Annotated in this window: 22 protein-coding genes; 20 read left to right on the top strand and 2 right to left on the bottom strand. The window is 69.8% G+C overall.

Going from position 1 to position 24,561, the window contains the following annotated elements; genetic code table 11:
* The first annotated feature begins 470 nt into the window (after positions 1–470).
* From PBV52_RS41780 to PBV52_RS41825, 10 genes are all read left to right on the top strand, one after another.
* Positions 471–1,487 carry a winged helix-turn-helix transcriptional regulator gene (locus PBV52_RS41780; protein ID WP_274246169.1) on the top strand — a complete coding sequence of 339 codons (1,017 nt, stop codon included), beginning with the start codon at positions 471–473 and terminating at the stop codon, positions 1,485–1,487.
* Positions 1,484–2,863 (top strand): hypothetical protein, encoded by a 1,380-nt coding sequence (locus PBV52_RS41785; protein ID WP_274246171.1) that lies wholly within the window; start codon positions 1,484–1,486, stop codon positions 2,861–2,863. The genes PBV52_RS41780 and PBV52_RS41785 overlap by 4 nt, the downstream gene beginning before the upstream one ends.
* Positions 2,864–3,305: 442 nt before the next feature.
* A complete protein-coding gene (locus tag PBV52_RS41790) occupies positions 3,306–3,977 on the top strand; it encodes a hypothetical protein (protein ID WP_274246173.1) in 672 nt (223 codons plus the stop codon).
* On the top strand, positions 3,970–4,419 hold the full coding sequence (locus PBV52_RS41795) for a hypothetical protein (protein ID WP_274246175.1): 450 nt from the start codon (positions 3,970–3,972) through the stop codon (positions 4,417–4,419). The genes PBV52_RS41790 and PBV52_RS41795 overlap by 8 nt, the downstream gene beginning before the upstream one ends.
* Positions 4,416–5,540 carry an acyl-CoA dehydrogenase family protein gene (locus tag PBV52_RS41800; protein ID WP_274246177.1) on the top strand — a complete coding sequence of 375 codons (1,125 nt, stop codon included), beginning with the start codon at positions 4,416–4,418 and terminating at the stop codon, positions 5,538–5,540. The genes PBV52_RS41795 and PBV52_RS41800 overlap by 4 nt, the downstream gene beginning before the upstream one ends.
* Positions 5,540–5,782, top strand: a complete 243-nt coding sequence (locus tag PBV52_RS41805; RefSeq protein ID WP_274246179.1) for an acyl carrier protein — start codon at positions 5,540–5,542, stop codon at positions 5,780–5,782. Before PBV52_RS41800 ends, PBV52_RS41805 begins: the two co-directional genes overlap by 1 nt.
* A complete protein-coding gene (locus PBV52_RS41810; RefSeq protein WP_274246181.1) occupies positions 5,782–7,341 on the top strand; it encodes an amino acid adenylation domain-containing protein in 1,560 nt (519 codons plus the stop codon). The genes PBV52_RS41805 and PBV52_RS41810 overlap by 1 nt, the downstream gene beginning before the upstream one ends.
* Before the next feature lie 16 nt (positions 7,342–7,357).
* A complete protein-coding gene (locus PBV52_RS41815; protein ID WP_274246184.1) occupies positions 7,358–8,635 on the top strand; it encodes an MFS transporter in 1,278 nt (425 codons plus the stop codon).
* 68 nt (positions 8,636–8,703) lie between these two features.
* Complete coding sequence (locus tag PBV52_RS41820; RefSeq protein ID WP_274246185.1) at positions 8,704–9,459, top strand: bifunctional 2-polyprenyl-6-hydroxyphenol methylase/3-demethylubiquinol 3-O-methyltransferase UbiG; 756 nt, start codon at positions 8,704–8,706, stop codon at positions 9,457–9,459.
* 3 nt (positions 9,460–9,462) lie between these two features.
* On the top strand, positions 9,463–10,389 hold the full coding sequence (locus PBV52_RS41825) for a phytanoyl-CoA dioxygenase family protein (protein ID WP_274246187.1): 927 nt from the start codon (positions 9,463–9,465) through the stop codon (positions 10,387–10,389).
* Positions 10,390–10,461: 72 nt separating this feature from the next.
* Here the strand turns inward: PBV52_RS41825 and PBV52_RS41830 are convergent, their stop codons facing one another.
* On the bottom strand, positions 10,462–11,397 hold the full coding sequence (locus PBV52_RS41830; protein ID WP_274246189.1) for a JmjC domain-containing protein: 936 nt from the start codon (positions 11,395–11,397) through the stop codon (positions 10,462–10,464).
* A gap of 367 nt (positions 11,398–11,764) precedes the next feature.
* Here PBV52_RS41830 and PBV52_RS41835 point away from each other — a divergent pair, with 367 nt between their 5' ends.
* The 7 genes from PBV52_RS41835 to PBV52_RS41865 are packed head-to-tail and all read left to right on the top strand — an operon-like array spanning position 11,765 to position 19,925.
* On the top strand, positions 11,765–14,332 hold the full coding sequence (locus tag PBV52_RS41835; protein ID WP_274246192.1) for a type I polyketide synthase: 2,568 nt from the start codon (positions 11,765–11,767) through the stop codon (positions 14,330–14,332).
* A complete protein-coding gene (locus PBV52_RS41840; protein WP_274246194.1) occupies positions 14,329–15,063 on the top strand; it encodes a thioesterase II family protein in 735 nt (244 codons plus the stop codon). The genes PBV52_RS41835 and PBV52_RS41840 overlap by 4 nt, the downstream gene beginning before the upstream one ends.
* 55 nt (positions 15,064–15,118) lie before the next feature.
* A complete protein-coding gene (locus PBV52_RS41845; protein ID WP_274246196.1) occupies positions 15,119–15,988 on the top strand; it encodes a 3-hydroxyacyl-CoA dehydrogenase family protein in 870 nt (289 codons plus the stop codon).
* Positions 15,981–16,250: a phosphopantetheine-binding protein gene (locus tag PBV52_RS41850; RefSeq protein ID WP_274246198.1), complete on the top strand. Its 270-nt coding sequence runs from the start codon at positions 15,981–15,983 to the stop codon at positions 16,248–16,250. Before PBV52_RS41845 ends, PBV52_RS41850 begins: the two co-directional genes overlap by 8 nt.
* Positions 16,235–17,413: an acyl-CoA dehydrogenase family protein gene (locus PBV52_RS41855; protein WP_274246200.1), complete on the top strand. Its 1,179-nt coding sequence runs from the start codon at positions 16,235–16,237 to the stop codon at positions 17,411–17,413. The genes PBV52_RS41850 and PBV52_RS41855 overlap by 16 nt, the downstream gene beginning before the upstream one ends.
* A complete protein-coding gene (locus PBV52_RS41860) occupies positions 17,410–18,600 on the top strand; it encodes a hypothetical protein (RefSeq protein WP_274246203.1) in 1,191 nt (396 codons plus the stop codon). Before PBV52_RS41855 ends, PBV52_RS41860 begins: the two co-directional genes overlap by 4 nt.
* A complete protein-coding gene (locus tag PBV52_RS41865) occupies positions 18,597–19,925 on the top strand; it encodes an acyltransferase domain-containing protein (RefSeq protein WP_274246204.1) in 1,329 nt (442 codons plus the stop codon). The genes PBV52_RS41860 and PBV52_RS41865 overlap by 4 nt, the downstream gene beginning before the upstream one ends.
* A 4-nt stretch (positions 19,926–19,929) precedes the next feature.
* Here PBV52_RS41865 and PBV52_RS41870 read toward each other — a convergent pair whose 3' ends face one another.
* Positions 19,930–21,180, bottom strand: coding sequence for an MFS transporter (locus PBV52_RS41870; RefSeq protein ID WP_274249903.1), 1,251 nt, complete (start codon positions 21,178–21,180; stop codon positions 19,930–19,932).
* A gap of 177 nt (positions 21,181–21,357) precedes the next feature.
* On the opposite strand from PBV52_RS41870, the gene PBV52_RS41875 reads away from it, so the two are divergent.
* The 3 genes from PBV52_RS41875 to PBV52_RS41885 are packed head-to-tail and all read left to right on the top strand — an operon-like array spanning position 21,358 to position 24,517.
* Positions 21,358–22,767, top strand: coding sequence for a condensation domain-containing protein (locus PBV52_RS41875; RefSeq protein ID WP_274246205.1), 1,410 nt, complete (start codon positions 21,358–21,360; stop codon positions 22,765–22,767).
* On the top strand, positions 22,764–23,003 hold the full coding sequence (locus PBV52_RS41880) for an acyl carrier protein (RefSeq protein ID WP_274246207.1): 240 nt from the start codon (positions 22,764–22,766) through the stop codon (positions 23,001–23,003). The genes PBV52_RS41875 and PBV52_RS41880 overlap by 4 nt, the downstream gene beginning before the upstream one ends.
* On the top strand, positions 23,000–24,517 hold the full coding sequence (locus tag PBV52_RS41885; protein WP_274246209.1) for an AMP-binding protein: 1,518 nt from the start codon (positions 23,000–23,002) through the stop codon (positions 24,515–24,517). Before PBV52_RS41880 ends, PBV52_RS41885 begins: the two co-directional genes overlap by 4 nt.
* Positions 24,518–24,561: the final 44 nt, after the last annotated feature.

Consider the following 24,561-nt stretch of genomic DNA (forward strand, 5'->3'; position numbering starts at 1 on the left):
ACCCCGCTGCTGTACGTTGATTTTTGGACCTCATCCGCATCCGCGGAAACAGTAAGGCAAGTGCTCAGCCGACCGTCCGTACGACGAAACGGACTCGTCTTCGTGTTCGTCGGTCGGCTTCTGGAGCGCTCTGAGGTTGACGGGGTGATCTTGCGTCTTTGGCTGGATATGAGCGGTGAATTTCTGTCGGCCTGTCCAGATATTCCACCCATTCCACTCGGCTGAGCGAGCAGAAACGTATCCGGTACGGGGGTGGTCCTATCTCAGCCAACGCTTCGCGCAGCGCTGCCCACTGCGGAGCCGATTGACGTTCTCGAGGCGCGGAGACAAAACGAGTAATCCTCGCACATATGTCGATGGCGGCATGTCGGAAAAGGCGCCCACAGGCGCAGTGAATCGACGCCGCAGAATTGAGGGAGAGGACAGAACCCTTGCTCGACGAACCAGAGCCGACAGCTCACCTTGTGCCGGTGGACTCCTTAGCGTCGGCGGACTCACCACGCCTCGAAGGTCTCAGCCGCGATCATGTCCAGGTCCTCGCCGAGAGCGGGACAGAGTTCGAACCGATCCTCGTGCACCGGCAGGCCGGACGTGTGGTGGACGGTATGCACCGGCTGCAGGCCGCGATCCTGCGCGGAGAGCGCGACATAGCCGTCCGCTACGTCGAGGGCCCGGCGGACGAACTGTTCATCCGGTCCGTCAAGGCCAACATCAGCCATGGTCTTCCCCTGACGCTCAAGGACCGCAAAGCAGCCGTAGCGCGCATCCTCGCCTCCCATCCCCACTGGTCGGACCGGGCCATCGCCGCCGTCACGGGGGTGTCGCCGAAGACCGTGGGCGCGGCGCGGGAGAGAATTTCGAGTGAGGAATCTCCTCACTCGAATCCGTCGACCGCCCGCGTCGGCAGGGACGGCCGGGCGCGCCCGGTCGACATGTCGGAGCGGCGGGAGAAGGTGTTGGCCTTCCTGACGGAACGGCCGGACATCACTTTGCGCGAAGTCGCCGAGCAGACCGGCGTCTCCATCAGCACGGTGCACCGCATGCGTCAGGGACTGCAGTCCTTCCCGGCCGTCCCCCTCGCGGCCGGGCAGACCTCGGCCCCGGCGACGGCCTCACCGCAGGAGAACGCCCTGACCGCCACCTCGGGCACGGTCGCGGCGGCGCACCAGGGAGCCCACCTGGCATCGGTCCCGATTCCGCCCGACCAGCTCTCACTCGAAACCGACCGCGCACGGGTTCGGGCCATGCACACGCTCGCCAATGATCCGTCGATCCGTTTCACGGACAGTGGCCGCGCGCTGCTGCGCTGGCTCAACGGCCAGGCCCAGGGGCTGGCGGCGGGCGAGCGGCTGCTGGCGGCCCTCCCACCGCACTGCATGCGGGCGGTCGCCGAGGTGGCGAACCACTACGCCAGGGAGTGGGAGCGGTTGGCCGGTGCGCTGCAGCAGACCGATCGGCTGAACGGATCCTGGCGAGCGGCACGGTGAGCGCCTCGACCGGGGCCTGGGGCGTCGACGGCGCCCCCCTCACGCTCACGCCCTTGGTCCTCGCCGTGGCCGGGCTCCTCTTCCACCAGGTGAGCCGACTGTGGGAGCAGGGGCTGGCCGGGGTGCGGTACCACTACGCACCTGTCCTGGTGATCAGGCTGCCGCCCTGGGCGACGGCGACCGGACAACTGTTCGCGCTGCCCGCGGCGTTGGTCGTCGCGGTGGTGTCCGACGCGCTCGGGGCCCGTATCGCTGCGGTGGTGCTCGTCGTCCTGTGGATGGTGTCCACACAGCGGCGGCTGGCCGACCATGCGCTGCTCGGCATCGTGGCGGCGGTGCTGTTCGCCTTCCTCCCGGGCCATGTGCACGGCATCGTCGCACGCGATCTGCTCATCGGCGTCTACCTCTCGGCGGCGCTTCTCAAGGTCAACGAGGAGTACCTCGGCAGCGAGCGCAGCGCGGGCCGAGTCGTGACGGCCCATTACCTCGGGCTGCTGGGGTTCAGGCCGTCCCACCGGCTCCTGCGGATCGCTCCCTACGCCGTGATCACGATCGAACTCGCGGTCGGCATCGCCCTCCTGGTGCCGGGCCTGGAGGTGTGGGGCCTGTACGGGGCGATCCTCATGCACGGTGCCTTCGGCGTCTCCGGCAACTTCCCGTTCTCCGTTCTGGCCTTGGCGCTGTGGGTGATCGCCCTCATCGCGGGCGACGGAATCGTCCCGGATCCCGGCGGAGGACCGCTCGTCTGGGCGGCCGTGGCGGCATCGGCCGCGCTGGCGCTGGCGCTGGGCAGGACCGCCTCCGGGCGCCGCTCGGCCAGTTATCTGTGCAAGGACCTCTTCCAGGGTGCGGTGTACGGATATCTGTGCGGTCAAGCGGTGTCCGCGCAGTCGGCCGTGGCCCTCCCGGGCGGTACGGCCGCGATGGTCACCCACGTTCTGATCGGCGGCGTGTTCCTCCTGAACATCGCCCTGGTGCCGGCCGGACTGAAACTCGAGTGGAGCTTCGCGATGTTCTCCAGCCTGCGCCCCTTCGGCCGCTCCTGGCTGGAACGCAGACGCCTGGTGGACTGGCCGCGCTACTACTCGCTCACCCTCCCGCAACGCATCCCGGCGGCCCTGCTGCGCGAAGTGGAACCACGGTTCCTGTTCCTCGCCACACGGGACGAGCACGTCGTACACGAGTCCGTGGCCTACCGTCTGGAGGAATCCGCGCGCAAGTGCCGCACGACCTTCGCCCCACGCCTCATGTCGATCGCGGCGGACGCACGCGAACTCACACCCCGCCCGACCTCGGAGGCGCACCGCCCGCGCCGTCGGCTGCTGAATTATCCAGCGGTTATTCCGAAAAGTCTTGACCATCGTTACCTTGCCTGAAATCAACGCTGTTTTCCAGGATTCCGACTGGGCAGCGTTCGGTGCCATGGGTAATGTCGGCACAGGCTCGCGAAAGCGGGTCGACATTCCCTACATGCGATTGGGAGAAATCCATGCAGCAGGAAATGACGCAGGAGACCGTGAGCGAGGTCGAAGAGATCACGAAGGACGAGTTCGAGACCCTCTTCGGTGACGTTCCGCTGACCATCACCGACAGCGAGGTCAAGAACTAACTCGCCACTCGGGAAACGCAGAACGCCAAGTGAGGGGTGTGGCGGCCGCCTTCGCGGCTGTCACACCCCGGCGCCCCCTACCGGAGGTTCCCCTGAGCTCGCACAGTGGCAGGTTCACGCACTCCGAGGGCTACGCCCTCGACTATCTGGTGAGCGTACCGAAGAGGATATCCAGCCCTTATCTGCATATTCTCTTCCATGGCTTCAGCGTGATTGAGAAGCATGTCCCTCCGGTATTCGCGCGACGTCAGTGGGCGGAGGCGGAGAACTCCGTCTGCCTGCTGGTGTCCGATCCGATCCACAATTTCACCAGGGATTCCAGCTGCGGCTGGTTCCTGCTGGGTGAGGACGAGTTCATGCCCCGGCTGCTGGAGCTGCGCGCATCGCTGCTGGCGCAGTGGGGCCTGCGGGGCACCGTCTGGCACGGGCTGTCGTCCGGTGGGTACGCGGCGATGAAGTACTGCATGCGCGGCGGGGCCGACGACCTGGCGTTCGTGGTCTCTCCGCACAACGACCCCCTCATCCTCCCTCAGTGGACGCGGGAGGCGGCGCCCTTCAGCCATCTGCCGAGCATGGCGCGCCCCGAGCGCATGACCGACATCATCGAGGACTGGACAGCTCCCGGCAGCGCTCGCTGTCTGCATGTGGTGATCCCCGAGAAGGACTCGTACTTCGCGCTGGAGCATCTGCGGCCGATCATGGAGCATCTCGACGGACATCCCAGTCTCCGGGCGGTCATGCTGCGCGACGGCCGCGGGCATGGCTTCATCGCCAACAGCGACTACACCTCCCAACTCGGCCAGGCCGTCGACCGCTGGGAGCGCCACCGGGGCGAGCACGCCGCCGCCGCGGGTACGAGGGGCACGGTGAGCGGTGAGTAGCACCTCGACCCAGCGCCTGGTCCGCCCGGCGGCGCCGGCGGACGCCGACGCGCTGCAGGAGATCTACCGGGAGGACGGCGAGGGCGACTTCGCCGCGCTCCTCGCGCACGGCGCCGGCACCCCCGGGACCACGCACTACGTCATCGAGTCGGGCGGACAGGTCGCGGGAGCTTTCAGCCTCACGCGACTGGGGCGGCTGCGCCCGGACGGCGCACCCCGGGTCTTCCTGCACGAGGTCAAACTGAGCCCGGTCTTCCGCGGCCTGGGCGTGACCGAGGACGTCTTCGACTGGCTGCAGAGCGAGCTGGGGGTAGGCCGCGACATCGAGCTGCTGGCCCTCGCACCGCAGGCCCACCGGCCGTCGGCCATGGCGCACTTCGGGCTGGAGTTGTCCCATCACGTGTACAAGTGGCCGCTCACCCGCCCCGGGGAGGCCTCATGAGCAGCGCCTCACGTCTCGTCGACAGCGCCGAATTCGTCACCTGGCTCGAGGGATTCCGCACCTGGGCGGCCAAGGGCGCCGACGACGACGGAGCCTGGCAGACGGCCGCCGAACAGGGGCTGTTGTCGCTGACCCTGCCCGTGGAGCATGGCGGAACCGGCGCCGGACACCTCGCCACGTGCCTCGCGATGGAGGCCATGGCCGACGCGAGCGGCCGCTCCGGCCTCCCCTTCGCACTCTCCGCGCACCTGTGGGCCTGCCAGGAGCCGATCGCCGCCTTCGCGGACGCGGAGCAGCGCAGCACCTACCTGACGCCGCTCTCGTCGGGCACCGCGGTGGGCGCCTTCGCCGCCACCGAGTACGACGCAGGCTCCGACCTGCTCTCCCTGACCACCCGGGCCGAGCCGCACGGCGACGGCGGATGGCGGCTCGACGGCGCCAAGACCTTCGTGACCAACGGACCCGTCGCGGACGTCTTCCTCGTCCTCGCCAGGACGGCGGAGGGCAGCGCGCTGTCCGGACTCAGCGCGTTCCTGATCCCGCGGGAGACCCCCGGCCTGAGCGTCGGCCCGGACTTCGAGAAGGCGGGACTACCGGGGGCGCAGCTGGGCTCCCTGCGCCTCGACGACTGTGTCCTGCCCGCCTCGGCCGTCCTCGGCCCGGTCGGCGGCGGATACGCCGTCCTCATGCGCGCCATGCGCTACGAACGCGCCTTCATCCTCGCGCCGGTGCTGGGCCTGATGTCCAGGGCGCTGCGCGAGGCCGTGGAACATGTGCGCACCCGCAGCCAGTTCGGCCGGCCCCTGAGCACGTACGACACCATCCGCCGCCGCGTCGTACGGATGCATCTGAGCATCACCAGCGCCCGGGAGATCCTCCACGCGACCGCGCTGGCCGCCGACCGGGGTGAACTCGACCACGCCCGCGCCTCACTGACGAAGCTGCACGTCAGCAACGAGTTCAACGCCTTCTGCCAGGAACTTCCCGATGTGTACGGCGGATACGCGCTCTTCCCGGAGACGGGAGCCGCACAACTGATGTCGGACGCGATCGCCAGCCGCTACTACTCGGGCACGTCCGACATGCAAATGAAGATCATCGCTGAAGGGCTGGGTTTGTGATGGTGCACGATTCCGTACTGGCCACCGTGCGGACCATCGTCGCGGAGGCGGCGCCCGGACAGGAGATCGCGGACGACACTCCGCTCATCGCACGGAGGATCATCGACTCCTTGTCCCTGCTGACCGTCGTGTCCCGGCTGGAGGCGTCGCTGGACATCAAGATCGACGACACGGAGATCCTGCCGACCCACTTCGAGACCATCACGGCGATCCGCTCGTTCCTGACCGCGAAGGGGCGCTGATGGCGGTCGGCACCTCCCTCAGCGACGACCTGCGGGCCGCGGCGAAGCTGCACGCGGACCGGCCGGCCGTGATCGACGGGAGCATCACTCTCACCTACGCCGCGCTGGACGGCGCTGCGGAGGACCTCGCCCGTGCCCTGCGTGACTGCGGCGTCAGAGACGGCGACTGCGTCGTCTGGCACGGCCGCAAGTCGTCGGCCGGAGTGGCCGTGGTGCACGGCATCCTGCGCTCCGGAGCCGGATACGTACCCCTGGACCCCGACGGCCCCCTCACGCGCGCCGATCTCATCACGCGCGCGTGCGCGCCCCGGGCCATCGTGGCCGACGGTGCGGCGCGCGCCCAGTGGGCCGAGTCTGCGCCGCATCTGCGGTGGTCCGCACTGCCCGCACCACCGGGTGCCGACGACGGCATGTGGATCTCGATGCGCGACGGCGAGCCCCGTCCGCCGGTGCCCGATCTCGCCTATGTCCTGCACACCTCCGGGAGCACAGGTGTCCCCAAGGGCGTCGTGCACACGCACGCGAGCGCGTCGGCCTTCGTCGACTGGGCGGTGGACGAACTCGCGCTGACCCCTTCCGACGTCGTCATCAACTCCGCCCCGCTCCACTTCGACCCCACCACCCTGCACCTGTTCGCCGCGGTCAGGTCGGGGGCGGCGGTGGCCCTGATGCCCGCGGAGGCGGCGCCCTTTCCCGCCGCGTACATCGACTTCTGCCACCGGACCGGCGGCACCGTCTGGTACGCGGTGACCTCCACCCTGGTGTGGCTGGTGCGCCACGGAACGAAACTCCTGCCCCGGCTCTCCGGACTGCGCGCGGCGGTCACCGGCGGCGAGGTGCTGCACCCGGAGGATGTGAACACCCTGGCCGCGGCCCTTCCGGGCATGCGGCTGCTGAACGTGTACGGCCCCACCGAGAGCAACGTCTGCACCTTCCACGAGATCAAGCCTCCATTGCAGCCGGACGACCAAGTCCCCATCGGCCGTGTGCTGCCCGGCGCGCAGGTGCTGGTGGCGGACGAGGGGCTGACTGCCGTACCGCCGGGGCAGCCGGGGCAACTGCTGGTGCGCGGTGCCATGTTGATGACCGGATACCTGGACGCCGAGCAGACCGCCCGCTCGATGGTGCGCACCGCGGACGGCCGGGAGTGGTATGCGAGCGGGGACCAGGTGTACGAGGATCCCGCGGGTGAGCTGCGGTTCATCGGCCGGCTGGACGCGCAGATCAAGTCGCGTGGCTATCGGGTCGAACTGGGCGAGGTGGAACGGGCCGCACGCCGGTGCACCGGCATCCAGGAGTGCGTGGCGGTCGCGACACCCGACGCCGTCTTCAGCAACCTGATCACCGCTTTCGTCACCGCGCGGGACGAGACGGCCGCGCGGCTGCTGCCGACGCGCCTGACCGAGTTCCTGCCGCCGTACATGCTGCCCCGGCACGTCGTCCTGGTCGACGGCGAACTACCCCGTCTGAGCAACGGGAAAGTCGACCGGAAATCACTGACGGACATGGCCGCTTCCCCCGAGTTGTCGATGATGAACGGATTCACGATCTTCAGCTAGAGGAAGGCGCGCGATCATGACCGTGTCTGCCGACCAGGGCAGGGCCGAACCCGAGTCCGAGGTCCTGCGGGTCCCCGACTTCAAACGGCTGTGGTTCGCGAACGGGTTCAGGTTCTCCGCCGCCGAAGTGGCGAGCTTCGCCCTCCCCCTCACCGCCGTGACCCTGCTGCATGCGAATCCGTTCGAAGTGAGTCTGGTCTTCGTCTTCAGCCGACTCGGCTACCTCCTGGTCGGCCTGCCCGCCGGTGTGTGGGTCGACCGGTGGAACCGTAAGGCGGTCCTGCTGTGGTCCGATCTCCTCTACGCCGTCAGCTTCGCCAGCATCCCGTTCGCCTACGCCTTCGACGCCCTGACAGTGCCGCATCTAGTGGCGGTGGCCTTCGCCGGAAGCCTGACGGGGGTGTTCTTCGACGTGGCGCACAACAGCGTGCTGCCGCAACTGCTGCCGAAACGGCAGATAGCCAACGCCAATGCGCGACTGCAGACCTCCTCCAACGCGATCATGGCGGTCTCTCCCGGCGCGGCCGGTCTGCTGACCCGGGCCGTCCCCGCGCCCTTGCTGTACCTGTTCGCCGTCGGCTGCCATCTGCTCTCCGCCCTGCTGGTCAAGGGCATCCACCCGGCCGAACCCGACACCCAAGGCCCGCTGGAGAAAAGGAACTTCCGCCGTGAGGTCATCGACGGCCTCCGCGTGCTGTTCCGCCAGCCTCTGCTACGCCTGATCGTGTGCCAGGCGGCCCTGAACAACCTCGGCGCCGGCATTATGCTGTCGATGCTGCCGGTCTTCCTCCTTGAGGAGATCGGCGTCACCGCCTGGGTCTACGGACTGCTGTCCACGCTCGGCGCGGTGGCCGGGGTGGTGGCCTCGTTGCTCTGCCCGCGGCTGCGGCGCCGGTTCGGCGAGATCCGCATGACGATGGTCTTCTCGGCCCTGGCGCCCTTCGCACTGCTGGCCGCGCCCTTGGGCGCGATCTTTCGCGGCGCGGCCGTCCCGCTGGTCGCCACGGCTCAGATCCTCATTGGCTTCGTGGTGGTGGGCCGCGCCGTGGCCGTCGCCGGGCTACGCGCACGGGTCACCCCGCTCGCCTACATGGGGCGCGTTACGGCGGCCAACGGCGTGGTCACCCAGGGGGCGACACCACTCGGCGGACTGCTCGGCGGAGTCATCGCCGGCACCTGGTCGACCACGGTCGCCTTGTGGGCCGGTGTCCTCGTGACCGCCGTTCCGGTTGTGGTGCTGCTGCGTTCGCCGCTTCGCTCCCACCGGACGCTCCCTGCGGAGTGGGAGGTCTGAGCTCCAGTCGCCTGTGCGCCGCCCTCCACCGAGACCAGCACCTTCTCCGACCACGCGGGAGACACACCGTGAGCCTTCACCCCCCCACCCTCGATCTCGCCCCCGGCGGGGACCCGTTCGGGAACGCCGTCCTGGAGGTGTGGGAGGCCGGTCCCCGCCCGGGCGTCTCTCACGAGATCATCGAACGGGACGACGGCCTGATCACCGTCAATGACGTCTACCGGTACTTCGCGCCGTTCGCCGAGTGGGGCCCCCTGGAGCAGCAGCTCTGCGAACGGGCGGCGCACCGGGTGCTCGACGTGGGGTGCGGCCCCGGCCGGCACGCCAGTCATCTGCTGGCCCAGGGGCACGAGGTCGTCGGTATCGAGCCCTCGCCCGGCGCCGCCGCGGTGGCCCGCGCGCGAGGGGTGGACGTGCGGACCGGCTCGGCAGAGAGCCTCGAACCCGCCCTCGGCGCCTTCGACACCGTCCTGCTCGGCGGGCAGAACATCGGACTGCTGGGGAGCCGCGAGAAGGCGGGGGACGTGCTGCGGCGACTGGCCCGCGTGACCCGTCCCGGCGGATCGCTGCTGGGCGTGAGCGTCGATCCGTACACCCTGACGAGTCAATGGAACCGTGCCTACCAGGAGAAGAACCGTGCCGCAGGCCGGCTGGCCGGACAACAGCGGCTGCGTATCAGGGACGGTGTCGCGTCGACCCCCTGGTTCGACTACCTCTACGTGTCCGGGGCGGAGCTGCGGGAGCTGGCCGACGGCACGCCGTGGCGGCTCCACGAACTCGTTCCGCACGGCAAACAGTACCTGGCACACCTCATAAGGAGCTGACGCATGACTGCACTTGACCAGGGCGTTCTGGAGAAGGCCGCGGCGGAATACGCCGAACAGGGCTTCTCCATCATCCGCAACGTGGTGCCACCGGACCTCCTGGACGAGGCGCGCGCCCACGTCGACTGGCTCACCCGCAAGTACCCGGACCTGCGCCCCGAGCACTTCCACCATCCCCTGATCCGCAACGACGCCTTCTGGGCACGGCTGGTCTCGGACCCCCGCCTGGTGGACATCGCGGAGTACTTCCTCGGCCCGGACCTGGCGTGCTTCACGGCCCACTACATCTGCAAGCCCCCTTACGACGGGCAACCGGTGCTGTGGCACCAGGACGGCGCCTACTGGACGCTGAGCCCGATGGAGGCGCTGACGGTATGGATGGCCGTCGACGAGAGCACCACGGAGAACGGTTGCCTGCGCATGATCCCGGGCAGCCACGTCCTGCCGCTGCACAAACCGTCCGCCCGCACGGACGAAGCCAACATGCTGTTCTCCGCCGCCGACGAGGCCCTGGTGCGGGAGTGGGCCGAGGAGCGGGGCATCGTGGACATCGAGCTCCAGCCGGGCGACGTCTCGATCCACCATCCCCAGCTGCTGCACTGTTCGGAGGCGAACACCTCCGCCAAGCGACGGTGCGGGCTCGACATCGGCTACATATCGACGACCACGCGGATCCACAGCGAGGGGCTGTACCTCGACCCGCTGCTGGTACGCGGAGCGGACGCGGCCGGCCTCAACAGCTACCGTCCGTTCCCCGCCTACCGGGAGGACGAGACGATTCCTTTCACGGGTCAGGACGAGTGGAACGAGAACGTGGCCGGGCGCAACGAGGCGCTGCCCCCGCGTCTGCGTGCCCTTCCCGAAGAGACCCCGATCGAGACGACCCGGCGGATGATCGACCGCTTGCGCGAAGGAACGGTGAAGCGCTGATCCGCGTCGCGTTCCCCGACCGGCCGTCGGCCCGCCGCGAGTGAGCGGCGGGCCGACGGCCGGTCGGGGGCATCAGTTCGGGCTGTCGCTCCGCACCGAACCGCTGTCGGCCCGGAAGGAGGAGATGAGCTCCGCCGCGAGAGCCTGCGGCTGCGCACCACCGAGGGACTCCTGGAGCCCTTCGATCAGCCCGGCGAGCCGCTCCACGGCCGCCTGGTGCCCGGCGTCGTTTCCGACAGCCACACCGTAGGCGAATTCCCGCCAGTCGGGAGCGCCGAGCAACTTCTCCTCCAGGGCACGGCTGAACACCCGGGCCCAATGGGGTCCCTTGACGACAAGGTTCAACTGCATGCACGGGCCGGTCGCGTACGTCTCGTGCCACCAGCCGCGGGGCAGGAACAGCAGTCCGCCCGCCTCCATGACGATCTCCCGTGCGTCGTCCGGCATACGCTCGGGGAACGGGGCGTGCGCGTACGTCAGTTGACGCTCGTCGGCCTGCTTGCGGCCGCGGGCGAAGCACATCGCCGTCTGGTTCTCGATGCTCTCGTTGGGTGCCAGCCGCCAGCGCTTGGAGCCGGACAGCAGCAGTGCGAAGTTGACGTCGAAGTCGCTGTGCATGGGGACGCCGCTCGTCCCGGTCGAGCAGAAGATCTCGCAGGACATTGCGCTGCTCGGAAGGCCCAGTTGGCGTGATGCCGCGGCGATCAGGTCGTCGAGTCCCGCAAAGTCCCGCTCCACATGGCGCATGTAGCAGGTGAACCCGGCCCGGTACATGGGCAGCGCGTCCTTTCCGCGGGGCACCCGGGCGTGCGGTCCGTTTCGACGGATCAGTGAAACCGTGTTCCCGAAGGACTCCAGAACCCGTTCCGCATCGATCAGTTCCGGTGCCGCCCGAAGAAGTTCGTCGGGAAGTTCCCGCCCTGGTCCGACATACGGGGTGTCCGGCCAGTGGGCCGCGAAGAACTGCTCGGGGGTGAGCGGAGCGATGAAGTCTGCGAACAGCGGCATTCTTCCTCCGAAAGCAGAGTGCGAAAACAGAGGCCGATGCGAAGAGCATCCGGCGCGGATGTACGGGCGATTGAGGAGCTCGGGCAACCGGGTGAGAAACCTGATGAGAAACCCGAAGGGAGCGGCCCCCGGCCCTCTCCGGCGATGCCGTGGCGGCAGCCTGCCACCGCTCCGCCATCCGTCCCGCAACGTCCTCCAGCACCATACCCACCGGCTCTGAGGCTCGCGATTCGCCGAAGGACCGCAATTCCCGGGCGAGTCGTCGGCGACCTTCCTTTTCCCAAGGCCCGAAAGGTAGTGTGGGCGATATCAAGACACGTTGATGGAATCATCAAGTTGGTCTCTCCGTAAAGGGGTTGGGTGATCAGTGGCGGGTCGGGGACGCAGCGCCGATGTGCGGCAGCGGGAATCCGAGCCGACCCATATAGCCGTGATCGGCCTGGCCTGCCGTTTTCCCGGAGCCCGTGATTCCGACGAGTTCTGGCGGAACCTGATCGCCGGAAAGGACTCGGTCACCCGAGTCAACGGACCGCAGGGCGTCGCCGCGCGCGGACTGCTGGAGGACCCCGAGCGGTTCGACGCGGCGTACTTCGGCGTGTCACCCCGGGAGGCCCGGCTCATCAATCCGCAGCACCGGCTGTTCCTCGAGTGCGCCGTGGAGGCGCTTGAGAACGCCGGTCACGACCCCGCCCGGCACCCCGGGGCCGTAGGCGTCTACGCGGGCAGCAGCGAGAACGCGTATGCGTACATCCTCAAGGCACAGCGGGCGCGGCTGCCCTCGGTGTCCGACTGGGAGATCCGGGTGGCCAACGGATCCGACTTCCTCTGCAGCCGCGTGGGCTACAAACTGGGTCTGCGGGGCCCCACCGTCGCGGTGCAGGCCGCCTGTGCCACCTCACTGGTCGCCGTCCACCTGGCGGTGCAGGGCCTGGTCAACGGGGACTGCGATCTCGCCCTGGCCGGCGGCGTCACGGTCCGTCTGCCGACCGTGCCGGATACGCCGAGCGCCGGGGGAATCCAGGCGCCGGACGGTGTCTGCCGGGCCTTCGACGCGGACGCCCGCGGGGTCGTGGCCGGTGACGGAGCGGGCATCGTGGTGCTCAAACGGCTGGCGGAGGCGCTGGCCGACGGCGACCGGGTGGACGCGGTGATCCGTGGGTCCGCGGTGAACAACGATGGCCCCGGCCGCATCGGTTTCACCGCCCCCGGCATCGACGGACAGGCCGCCGTGATCGAGAAGGCGCACCGTGCGGCAGGCGTGGATGCGGAGTCCTGCACCTACGTGGAGGCCCACGGGACAGGCACCCCACTCGGTGATCCGGTCGAGATCGCCGCCCTGACCAAGGCGTTCCGGCGCAGCACCGACCGCCGTGGATTCTGCGGAATCGGTTCCGTGAAAACCAACATCGGGCACACCGACGCGGCTGCCGGCGCGGCGGGACTGATCAAGACGGTCCTCGCGCTGAAGCACGGGGTGATCCCGCCGAGCCTGCACTTCACGACGTCCAATCCCGAGATCGACTTCGAGGCGAGCCCGTTCCGGGTCGTCGTGCGGGCGCAGGAATGGCTGCCCGAGGGTATGCCCCGGCGCGCCGGCGTCAGCTCGTTCAGCCTGGGCGGGACCAATGCGCATGTGGTCCTGGAGCAGGCCCCGGCACGGCCCGACGCCGGCCGGCCTGAGCGCCCTTGGCATGTGCTGCCTTTGTCGGCGCAGACGCCGAGCGCGCTGGCGATCGCCACCGGCAGCCTCGCCGAACACCTGCGCGCCGACCCCGGGACAGAAATCGCCGACGTGGCCTGGACCCTGCAGACCGGACGCCCGGAGCACTCCTGCCGACGGTTCGCGGTCGTCAGCGGGCCCTCGGACGCCGTCCGCGTGTTGGCGGGCGAGCACCCCGGCAGGCTCGTCACCGCAGAGCGGAAGACCCGCTCCCGGCCGGTGACTTTCCGGTTCCCGGAGCTGACCGACCCGTGTGGGGAGCAGAGCGTCTGGGCCCGCCTGTACGAGACCGAGCCGGCGTTCCGCAGCGCCGCCGACGAGTGCGGCGCGCGGGATGTCTTTCGCAGCGGCGGCGAACCCGCCCCCCTGATCGCCTTCGCGGCGTCGTACGCCCTCGCCCGGCTGTGGCGGCGATGGGGTGTCGAGCCGGCCGCGGTCGCGGGCGAAGGGATCGGTGCGCTGGCGGCGGCGACCGTGGCCGGCGTGTTCCGGGCGGCGGACGCGGCCCGGCTGGTGGTCGAGGCGGCCGACGTGACCGAGCCGGCGCGACTTGAGGAGCTGATCCTGCGGATCGGCCCCCACAGACCCGGGATCCCGTTGCGCACGGCGAACGGGACGAAACGTACGTCGCCCGTCGAGGCGGTGGATCCGGCGCACTGGGCCGCACACCTGCGGCAGCCGCCGCGCCCGGACGACACGGTGTCCACGACACCGGACGACCCCGGCCGCATCGTCCTCGACATGGCGGCCGGCCGGCTTCCGGACGGTGAACAGGCCCTGCTGCGCGCCCTGGGGGAGCTGTGGCTGTCGGGCGCGCGGATCGACTGGGCGGCCTTGCACGAAGGGCGGCGTCCACAGCGGGTCGCCCTGCCCACCTACCCTTTCGAAGGGCATCGCTACCTCGTGGAGGAGGACGAGCCCACCCCCGGCCTCGGTGCTCCCGCCGTGGTCTCCGAAGCGACGACGGCCACGGGAATCGGCACCGTCGACAGGATCGCCGCGCTGTTCGCCGAGTTCCTCCAACTGCCGGACGTCGAACCGGACGAGAGCTTCTTCGACCTCGGGGGCGACTCCCTGATCGCCACCCGGTTCGTGATGCGGGCACGCGAGATCTTCCCCGTGGAACTCGTGCCACGGACGCTCTTCGAGGCCCCCACCGCAGCCGGGCTCGCCGCCCTGATCGACGCGCGCATGACCGCGGAGGGCGCCCGATGACGCGCTGGACCGTCCGCCGCCACCGTCGGCCGGACGCCGTCACCTCCCTCTACTGCTTTCCGCACGCCGGCGGATCGCCGGGGGAGTACGTGCGGTGGTCGGACGACCTGCCCGAGGTACAGGTGTGGGGAGTGCATCTGCCCGGCCGGACCACCCGGCTGACCGAGCCGCCGTTCACCGATGTGGCCTCCCTGGTGGACGACCTGTTGTCGGTCGTCTCCTTCGGCCGGCCGTTCGTGTTCTTCGGGCACAGCCTCGGGGCGCTGGTGGCGTTCGAGACAGCAAAGGAACTGAGCAGACGGGGCCGCGCACAGCCCGATGCGCTGATCGTGTCCTCGTGCCCCGCGCCGCCCCTCCCGCCCATCCGGGAGCCGGTCCACCTGCTCCCGGACGACGAGCTGATCGACGAGATCGAGCGACGCTGGGACGAGCCCCTCGACCACCTGCGCCACGACCCCGGCCTGCGGGCGCCCGCACTCGCCTGTCTCCGCGCCGACTTCACGCTGCTGAACAACTACCGTCCCACGTCGGACCGCCGCCTCGACTGTCCGGTCACCGTCCTCGCGGGCACCCGGGAGCCGTGGACGCCCACCGCCGCCGACTGGGCCGCGCACACCCGCGGGCCCACGGACGTGCGGCTGCTGCCGGGAGGGCACTTCTACTTCCGTGAAAGCCGGTCCGCAGCGCTGCGCGCCGTGCGCGAGACAGTCCTGACGACCACCCTGCGATGACTACTCGACGACTTCTCGATCGCACCTCGGTCACATCGACGAAAGGAGACCGCGCGTGGACCGGATAGGCGTCGTGGGCGCCGGCACCATGGGCAGTGGGGTCGCGCAGCTCTTCGCCGAGCGCGGGCACTCGATCGTGCTCGTGGACGTCGCGGACGACGTCCTCGAGTCCGCACGCGCCGTCATCGCAAGGAACGTACGGCTCGCGCCGCTCGTCCGGCCGGGCACACCGGCGCGGGAGCCGGAGGAGGTCACCGGGCGCATCCTGTTCACCACCGATCTCAAGCAGCTGCGCGGAGTCGACTTCCTCATCGAGAACACCACCGAGGACTGGGAGATCAAACGTCCCCTCTACGGTGAACTCGACACGCTGTGCGAGCCCGGGGTGCCGTTCGGGGTCAACACCTCCGCGATCCCCATCACCCGCGTCGCGGCCGCCACCACCAGGCAGGACCGCGTGATCGGGACCCACTTCATGAACCCGGCCCCGCTCAAGCCCACGGTCGAGCTGATCCGCGGCCACCACACCTCCGACGAGACTCTGGCGCGGACCCGGGCTCTGCTGGACGGCGTCGGCAAGAAGCACGTGGTGGTGGCCGACTCGCCGGGCTTCGTGACCAACCGGGTGCTGATGCTCACGCTCAACGAGGCGGTCTTCCTGCTCCACGAGGGAGTCTCCGCCGCCGCGGACATCGACCGGCTGTTCAAGGAGTGCTTCGGGCACGCGATGGGGCCGCTGGAGACCGCGGACCTCATCGGGCTGGACACCGTGCTGCTGTCGCTCGAAGTCCTCCACGACAACTTCAACGACCCCAAGTACCGGCCGTGTCCACTGCTGCGGAAGCTGGTCGACGCCGGGCTGCACGGCAGGAAGACCGGGCAGGGCTTCCATTCCTACGAGTCGGGAGGACTGCGGCATGGCTGAGGACCACAAGCACCGGATACGGGAGTTCATCTCCTCGCACGTGCACGGCGTGCCGGTGGAGGACGACGAGGACCTCTTCGCCGGCGGATACGTGAACTCGCTGTTCGCCGTCCAGCTCGTGATGTGGGTCGAGAACACCTTCGACGTCCAGGTGGCGGGCAAGGACCTCGACTTCGTGAACTTCTCGACGATCGACGCCATCGCGGTCTTCGTCGACCGCAAGCGGACCGCGACCGACGGAGCAACGTGGACTTCGAACTGACGGCGGAGCAGCGCCGGCTCCGCAAGGAGGTCGTCGCCTTCGCCCAGCAGGAGCTCGGCCGGGACGCGGCCGAGGACGACCGCGAGGGCCGCTTCCCGTGGGAGGACTGGCGCCGGTGCGCGGAGTTCGGGGTACTCGGCTGGCCGGTACCGAAGGAGTACGGGGGGCGCGGCCTCGACCCGCTGACCACGATCGTCGCCCTGGAGGCGCTCGGCTACGGCTGCCGGGACAACGGGCTTGTGTTCGCTGTCAACAACCACCTCTGGGGCTGTGTGATCCATCTGTTGCTGCACGGCACCGACGAACAGAAGCAGCGTTACCTCCCGTCCCTGTGCGCGGGAACGCTGATCGGAGCCCAGGCCCTGTCCGAGCCCGAGACGGGTTCGGACCTCCTCGGGCTGACCACCACCGCGCGCCGCGACGGGGACGGCTACCGGCTGCACGGCACCAAGTGCTTCATCAGCAACGGCCCGGTGGCCGACATCTACATCGTCCTCGGCCGCACCGGTGACGGGGGGAGGGCGCAGAACCAGCTGTCCGCGTTCCTCGTGACCGCTGACATGCCCGGCGTCGTCAAGAAGCGCGAGCTGCCGAAGATGGGGCTGCGGACCACGCCGATGGGGGTCGTCGAGTTCGCCGGCACCCCGGTTCCGGCGGCGAACCTGCTCGGTCGGGAGGGCGCGGGCTATTCGGTGTTCACCTCGACCATCGAATGGGAGCGGTCCTTCACGTTCGCCTCGCAGGTCGGTGCCATGGAGCGGCTGCTGGAGGCCTCGGTGCGGCACGCCAACTCCCGGCACCAGTTCGGGCGTTCGATCGGCACTTTCCAGGCGGTCTCCCATCCGATCGCGGACATGAAGATCCGGTTGGAGCTGGCCCGGATGCTGCTGTACAAGGTGGGCTGGCTGAAGCGGGAGGGCCGGTTGGCCCTGCTCGAGGCCACCATGGCCAAGATCTTCGTCAGCGAGAGCCTGGTGCGGACCGCGACGGCGGCGGTCGAGGTGCACGGAGCGCGCGGGTACCTGACCGACGAGGGGATCGAGCGGGAGCTGCGCGACGCGCTCGGCGGCCCCATCTACGCGGGGACGAACGCCGTGCAGCGCGGCATCCTCGCCGAACTGCTGGGCGTGCAGGGGGCGTTGTCGTCGGGTGGGCCCCGGTGACGCGGATCGCGCTGGCCACACCGGTGCCCGGGGCGCTCGCCGAGGAGCTGGCCAAACGGGTCTACTTCGTCTCGGAGGCGATCACCGGCTTCCAGCTGGTCCGCACCGGGGACGAGATCACGGCCGTGGACGTGACCACACGGGCCGCGGCCGGGCCCGTCGACACGACGGAGCTCGCCCGTAAGCTGCAACTCGTCGTGACAACCGACGTGCTGGGCCAGCGGCAGGCCGGACCGAAGGTGGTCTGGCGGTCCGCTGCCGAGGGCACGGCACGTGATGTGTTCGACGACCTGCTGGCCCGGGGAGCCGCCACCGAGCTGGGCGAGGGCCAGATCGCGCTCGGCGAGCCCGTCCTGTCGCTGATGGACCACCTCGACGCCGCGATCCGGACCCTGGTGATGGACGAGTTCGCGGCCCGGGAGTTTCGCTACCCGACGCTGATCCCGACGCGGGCGCTGCGGCGTACCGGCTATGTCGAGTCGTTCCCACAGCTGCTGATGTTCGTCACCCGACTGCACGGCGACGTCGACACCTACCGCGGCTTCCTCGACTCCCTCGCCGACGGCGGCGACCTGTCCGAGGTGCTGCGCGCGCACGGCGGTGACTTCGACCACAGCCTGCCGCCGACCATGTGCTTCCACACCTACCACCAGTACGCCGACGGACAGCTGCCCGCCGAGTCCATGGTGGTGACCGCCCGCGGCAAGTCCTTCCGGCACGAGTCCCGGTACCGCCGCTCCCTGGAACGGCTGTGGGACTTCACCATCCGGGAGACCGTGTTCCTGGGCCCGCCCGACTTCGTGCTCGCCTCCCGCGCCCGGTTGATGGAACGCACCTACGCCCTGTTGGAGTCACTCGGTCTGGGCGGCCGGTGCGAGGTCGCCGGAGACCCGTTCTTCCTCAACGAGGGCACCGCGGTGCGTGCCTGGTCGCAGCGCCTGCTCGAGCTGAAGTACGAGCTGCGGCTGCCCCTGGACGAAGAACGCGACGTCGCCGTCGCCTCGTTCAACCACCACGAGCAGTTGTTCGGAACATCCTTCGGGATCCGCGGCGGGACCGGCGAGCCCGTGTTCACCGGCTGCGCCGGCTTCGGGCTGGAACGCCTCGCCTACGCCTTCCTGTGCCGGCACGGCGTCGAGCCCGAGGGCTGGCCCGCGCACGTCAGGACGGCCGCGGTGGCGCCGTGAGGGGACACTCCCGTCTGCTGACGCTCTCCGCGCCGACCCCCGCCGTCCTGGAGCGGGCCACCGACGCGCTCGCGCAGCAGCTCGACACCCTGGACGACGCCGGCTTCGCACAGCTTCCGGACGTACCGGACGTACCGGTGTCGATGCAGCAGTGCGTGCGGCGTGCGACGGTCGCGAACTCGGCGGCCGACGCGGCCAGGCGGCTGCGCAGGCGGGACCCCCGCAGAGTGTTCACCGGCGGCCCTGGCACACGGCAGTCCCCTGTGTTCCTGTGCTCCGGCGTAGGCGACCAGTATCCCGGACTGGGCTCCGGCCTTCACCGGTGCCTGCCGGCCTTCCGCCGTGAGGTCGACCGCTGCATCCAGCTGCTCGCCGCCGACCACGGCCTGGACCTGCGCCCGGTGCTGTTCCCGCCGGACACCGCCGCGGACCCGACCGCGGTGCCCGGTGACGGCCGCCCCGACCTGGCCGACCTCTTCGACCGGAAGGAGACGACCGGAGAGATCCACCGCACGGTCACTGCCCAGCCTCTGATGTTCGTGCTGCAGTACGCGCTGGCCCGGGCCCTCACCTCCCTGGGCGCCCGGCCTGCCGCCCTGGCCGGCTACAGCGTCGGCGAGTACGCCGCTGCCTGCGTCGCCGGGGTGTTCCCGCTGGCGGACGCCCTGCACCTGGTCACCCGCCGTGCCCGGCTCGTCGACGCCCTGCCCGCCGGCGCGATGCTCACCGTTGCCGCCGGGGTGCAGACCGTGCGGCCGTACCTCGCAGGACCGGTGTCGCTCGCCGCACTGAACGGCCCTGAGCAGACCGTACTGTCCGGGCCGGTCGAAGCGATGGAGGAGGCCGCGCAGGAGCTGACCGCCGCCGGCGTGGCCTGTCGGCGACTGGCGACCTCGCACGCCTTCCACTCGGCGATGACGCGGCCGCTGACCGAGCCTCTGGAGGAGCTGCTCGCCGGTATGCCGCTGCGGCCACCGGACCTGCCCATGCTGTCCAACGTGACCGGGACGTGGCTGCGCGACGATGAGGCGACCAACCCCGCCCACTGGGCTCGGCAGCTGAGCCGCACCATCCGGTTCGCCGACCAGCTGGCCGAACTCTGGCGGCTGCCCGGCCCGCTGCTGATCGAACTGGGCCCCGGGCAGACGCTGGCCAGGCTCGCCCTGCAGCACCCGAGCCGGCCGGCCGACGCGACAGCGGCAGTCGTACAGACCCTGCCGGGCCAGTTCGAGAGCCGTACGGAACGCGAACTCCTGCTCACCGCGGTGGGACGGCTGTGGACCGCTGGGATGGAGATCGACTGGCCCGCGCTGCGCGGGGAGTGAGGTGTCACGTCTCCGCGTGCACCTCGGGAAGCTCGCGCAGCGCGAGCACCGGTGATCCCAGCAGCGGGAGCCAGGACAGGGCGCCGACCGCCGCGGCGACCACAATGGCGGCCCGCGTCCCCGCCGCTTCGGCGACGAAGCCCGCCAACGGGCCGCCGACCGCGATCGTGCTCCAGATGACGAACCGCATCGAGGCGTTCATCCGCCCGCGCAGCCGTTCGGGCGTGATGGACTGCCGCAGCGTCACCTGAGCGATGTTGAACAGCGGCACGCCGAAGCCGAACAGGAACTGGCCGCCGACGAGGAACGGAAGCGACGACTGCGGTGACGCGGCGGGGAGCACGGCCATCCCGACCGCGCAGAGCACGACACCGCCCGTGATCGAACGGCCGTACCCCAGACGCTCGATGAGGCGACTTGTGCACAGAGCCCCGATCACCAGGCCCACACCGCCGACCGAGAAGACCACCCCGACCATGGTGGAGGAGTAGTCGAGCGTGCGCACCATGTACAGCGTCAGGAGCACCATGAGCATCGACGAGGCCAGGTTGATCAGACTGGCTGCGGCGGCCACCGAGCGGAGCACGGGCTGCCGCAGGACGAAGCCGAGGCCTTCGCGGATTTCCTTGCGCAACGACCCCAAGCTCGCGGAGCCGGTGGTCTGCGGGGCGGGCTCCTCGTGCCGGATCGCCCGGCACAGCAGACCCGAGGCAACAAAGCTGAGCGCGTCCAGCAGCACGGTCGCGGCGGCTCCGACGGCGCCGGCGAGGACGCCGGCCGCGGCCGGCCCCGCCATCTCGGCCACCGAACTGCTCGCGGTGAGCTTGGCGTTGGCATCGGCCAGCTCCTCCCGCCGCACCAGGGTGGGCAGATAGCTCTGGTAGGAGATGTCGAAGGCAACGGTGAAGGCCCCGACGAGCAGCACGGCGACATAGAGCTGGCCGAGCGAGAGCACGTCCAGTGCGTACGCCACCGGCACGCTTGCCAGCAGCAACGCACGGCACACGTCGGACACGACGAGCACCGGCAGCCGGCGCATCCGGTCCAGCAGCGCCCCCGCCGGCAGCGCGAGCAGGAGGAACGGCAGCATGCGGGCGCTGGTGAGGAAACCCAGTTCGGTGGCGGAGGCATCCAGGGTGCCGATCGCGAGCAGGGGAACCGCCAGCTGGCCGATCTGGGACCCCGTCTCGCTGATCGACTGGGCGGCCCACAGGCGCAGGAAGTCCGGAGCACCCCATAAACCCTTGCGGTTCACCAAGCCATCACAGTCATCTGGACCACCCTTCTCCGGCACGGACGTCCCACGATAAGGATCAACGGACGCGAGGCCATGGGAACGAGACGGCATTCATTGACAGGGAGAGGGGGTTCACCTGTACTTGATGTGATCATGGCCACCTGAAGTGGGGACTCACCTGTGAGCGGTCGGACCATGCGCACCACCGGAAGGGCTCCGCAGATCCGCCCGGTCGACCGTGGCGGACCCATGCCCCTGTCGTGCTCGCAGGAGCGTTTGTGGTTCCTCCTGCACCTCCACCGGGGCATGCGCGCCTACCAGTTCCAGGCGACGATCGAACTCTCCGGGACCCTCGACACCGACGCCCTGGCCCGGGCCCTGACCGAAGTGGTCCGCAGGCACGAGATCTACCGCACGACCTTCACCGACGGGCCCGACGGCCCTCGACAGGTCGTGCACCCGCCGTTCCCCGTCGAGTTGCCCGTCGACGACCTCTGTGACGCCCCCGACCCCGAGGCAGCGGCGCGGGAGGCGATCCGCCAGGCGGTGAACGTGGACGTCCCCTTCCGGCAACTGCCCCTGGTGTCCTGGCGATTACTGCGGACCGCGCCCGAACGGCACATCCTGCTCCACCTGGAGCACCATCTGATCCACGACGGCTGGGCCTTCAACGTCTTCGTCGACGAACTGTGCGCCCTGTACACGGCCTACGCCGTCGGCAAGCCGTCGCCGCTGCCCGAACCCGGGCTCCAATTCGCCGACTTCGCCGCCTGGCAGCGGCAGTGGCTGGACGGACCGGAGGCGCAGCGGCAACTCGCCTACTGGACACGGCAGCTCGACGGCGTCCCTCACTACCTCGACCTGCCGACCGACCGTCCCCGCACCAGGGCGCGCCGGTTCACCGGTGACGCACCCCGGTTCACCGTCCCGGCCTGCCTCGCCGACCAGGCCCGTGAGCTGGCCAGGCGCGAACGCGTCTCCCTGTTCACGGTGATGCTCGCCGCGTTCGAGGTGATGCTGCACGGGTGGTCGGGAAAGGACGACTTCTGTGTGGGAACGGGTATGGCGGCGCGCAGTCGGCCCGAGACCGAGCGGCTGCTCGGCATGCTGGTCAACACCGTGGCGCTGCGCGCCGATCTGCGCGGCGACCCGTCCTTCCGCGACCTGCTCGGACGGGCGCGCATGAGCATCCTCGGCGCGCTGCAGAGCCAGGACATCCCGTTCGACCGCGTGGTCGCCGCACTGCGTCCACAGCGGCTGCCCGGCCGGCAGCCCCTGTGCGAGGTGATGTTCGCCTTCCACGACTCGCCTCTGGGTCCCGTGCGGATGCCGGGCCTGGAGGTCGGTGTGACCGTCGGCGTCACCAACGGCAGCGCCAAGTTCGATCTGGGCGTCATCGCGATACCCCGCGTCGAACAGGCGATCGGACGGGGTGGAGGAGAGGAGTCCGGGGACATCGAGTTCATCTGGGAGTACGACCGGGACCTGTTCGACGCCGAGACCATCGCACGGGTCGCCGGACAGTACGAGCGGATGCTCGCCGCGGTGACCGAGAACCCGCTGGCACGGGTGTCGGCCCTGGCGCAGGAGCGGGAGCCGAGATGACCGACGAGGACGAACTGCTCGCCGTGGTGCGTGACGCCTGGGCCGAGACACTGGGCATCGACGCCGACGACGTACCGATCGACGAGGGCTTCTTCGACGCCGGCGGCAACTCGCTGCTGCTGGTGATGCTGTGGGAACAACTGTGCGAGCTGACCGGTACCGGTCTGCGGGCCACGGACCTCTTCCAGCACCCCACCGTGCGTGCCCAGGTGGAGCTCCTCGCGGGGGACCTGTGAGCGGCACCCTCTACCAGGTGTTCGCCGACACCGCCGGCCGCAGGCCCGATGCTCCTGCCGTCGAACTGCCGGACCGGACCCTGACCTACCGTCGGCTCGGGCGCGCCGCGGAAGCGGTCGCGGAACTGATCCGGGACGCGCATCCCCGGGTCGCGCGAGTCGGACTGTACGCCTCCCGCAGCACCGTGGCCTTCGCCGGCTATCTGGCCGCACTCAGGCTCGGCGCCGCCGTCGTACCCTTCCATCCCGACTACCCCGACTCCCGCAACCGGCGCATCCGCGAACAGGCCGAGGTGGACCTGGTGGTGGCCGACGCGGCCGTGTGGAAGCGGCGCGGGCAGGAGTGGTCGGCCGGACTTGCCGTCCTGTCGCTGACCGACGACGACGTGCTGGCCGCGTCACCGAGCGGCCGCCTGCCGGCGTACCGGCCGGATCCCGAGCAGCTCGCCTATGTGCTGTTCACCTCGGGCACGACCGGTCGCCCCAAGGGCATACCGATCCGGCACCGCCAGGTCCTGCCCTTCGTCCGGCACTGCCTCGCCCGCTACGAGGTCGGCCCCGGGTGCCGCATGTCGCACACCTTCGATCTGACTTTCGACCCCTCCGTCCACGACCTCTTCGTCACCTGGGGCGGTGGAGCGGTACTGGTGGTGCCGGACCGGTCCGAGATGTTCAGCCCCGTCGACTACCTGACGCGCCGGCAGCTCACGCACTGGTTCTCCGTGCCCTCGGCCGTCTCGGTCAGCGGCCAGCTCGGGCAACTGCCCACCGGACGGGCGACAGCGCTGCGCCACAGCCATTTCGGCGGCGAACAACTCACCTACGACCAGGTACGGGCGTGGCGCGCGGTGGCACCCGGCACGCACATCGACAACGGGTACGGACCCAGCGAAGTCTCCGTCGGCTGTGCGGTGTTCCGATTGCCTCGGGACCCGCGGCAGTGGCCGCGCACCTCCAACGGAACTGTGCCCATCGGGGGCGTCTTCGACAGCCTGGAGCACCTGGTCATCGAGGAGACGGGTGAGCTGTGCGTGCGCGGACCCCAACGGTTCGACGGGTATCTGGACGCACGGGACGACGCCGGCCGCTTCCTGGGACACACGGGCACCGGCCGCCCCGCTCCCGAGCACTACTTCCGCACCGGCGACCGGGTCCGCCTCGAGCACGGACAGCTGGTCCATCTGGGGCGGCTGGACGACCAGGTGAAGATCCGGGGCCACCGGGTCGAACCGGGCGAGGTGGAGGCGGCGCTGCGGCAACTCCCCGATGTGCACGACGCCGTCGTGGTCACCGCCCGCCGCGACGGCATCGCCGAACTCGTCGGCTGCTACACCGGGCACGCTGTCGCGCGGCGCGACCTGGTGCGCGCCCTGCGCACGACACTGCCGATCCACCTGGTGCCCCGCCGGTTCCTGCACCTGGAGACCATGCCCCTCAACGCCAACGGCAAGACGGACCGGCGGGCGCTGCGGGCACTCGCCGACGAAGAGGCCGCCGATGCCGCGTCGCCCTGACCACGTGCCGTCGCAGGGCCTGCGGACCGACATACCGAATCGGT

Source organism: Streptomyces sp. T12 (assembly GCF_028736035.1).
Lineage (GTDB): Bacteria > Actinomycetota > Actinomycetes > Streptomycetales > Streptomycetaceae > Streptomyces.

What these genes read in the sequence shown, in the direction of transcription:
- PBV52_RS41800 (WP_274246177.1), top strand. Translation starts at nt 4,416, where the DNA reads ATGAGCAGCGCCTCACGTCTCGTCGACAGCGCCGAATTCGTCACCTGG.
- PBV52_RS41805 (WP_274246179.1), top strand. Translation starts at nt 5,540, where the DNA reads ATGGTGCACGATTCCGTACTGGCCACCGTGCGGACCATCGTCGCGGAG.
- PBV52_RS41810 (WP_274246181.1), top strand. Translation starts at nt 5,782, where the DNA reads ATGGCGGTCGGCACCTCCCTCAGCGACGACCTGCGGGCCGCGGCGAAG.
- PBV52_RS41815 (WP_274246184.1), top strand. Translation starts at nt 7,358, where the DNA reads ATGACCGTGTCTGCCGACCAGGGCAGGGCCGAACCCGAGTCCGAGGTC.
- PBV52_RS41825 (WP_274246187.1), top strand. Translation starts at nt 9,463, where the DNA reads ATGACTGCACTTGACCAGGGCGTTCTGGAGAAGGCCGCGGCGGAATAC.
- PBV52_RS41830 (WP_274246189.1), bottom strand. Translation starts at nt 11,397, where the DNA reads ATGCCGCTGTTCGCAGACTTCATCGCTCCGCTCACCCCCGAGCAGTTC.
- PBV52_RS41840 (WP_274246194.1), top strand. Translation starts at nt 14,329, where the DNA reads ATGACGCGCTGGACCGTCCGCCGCCACCGTCGGCCGGACGCCGTCACC.
- PBV52_RS41850 (WP_274246198.1), top strand. Translation starts at nt 15,981, where the DNA reads ATGGCTGAGGACCACAAGCACCGGATACGGGAGTTCATCTCCTCGCAC.
- PBV52_RS41875 (WP_274246205.1), top strand. Translation starts at nt 21,358, where the DNA reads ATGCGCACCACCGGAAGGGCTCCGCAGATCCGCCCGGTCGACCGTGGC.
- PBV52_RS41880 (WP_274246207.1), top strand. Translation starts at nt 22,764, where the DNA reads ATGACCGACGAGGACGAACTGCTCGCCGTGGTGCGTGACGCCTGGGCC.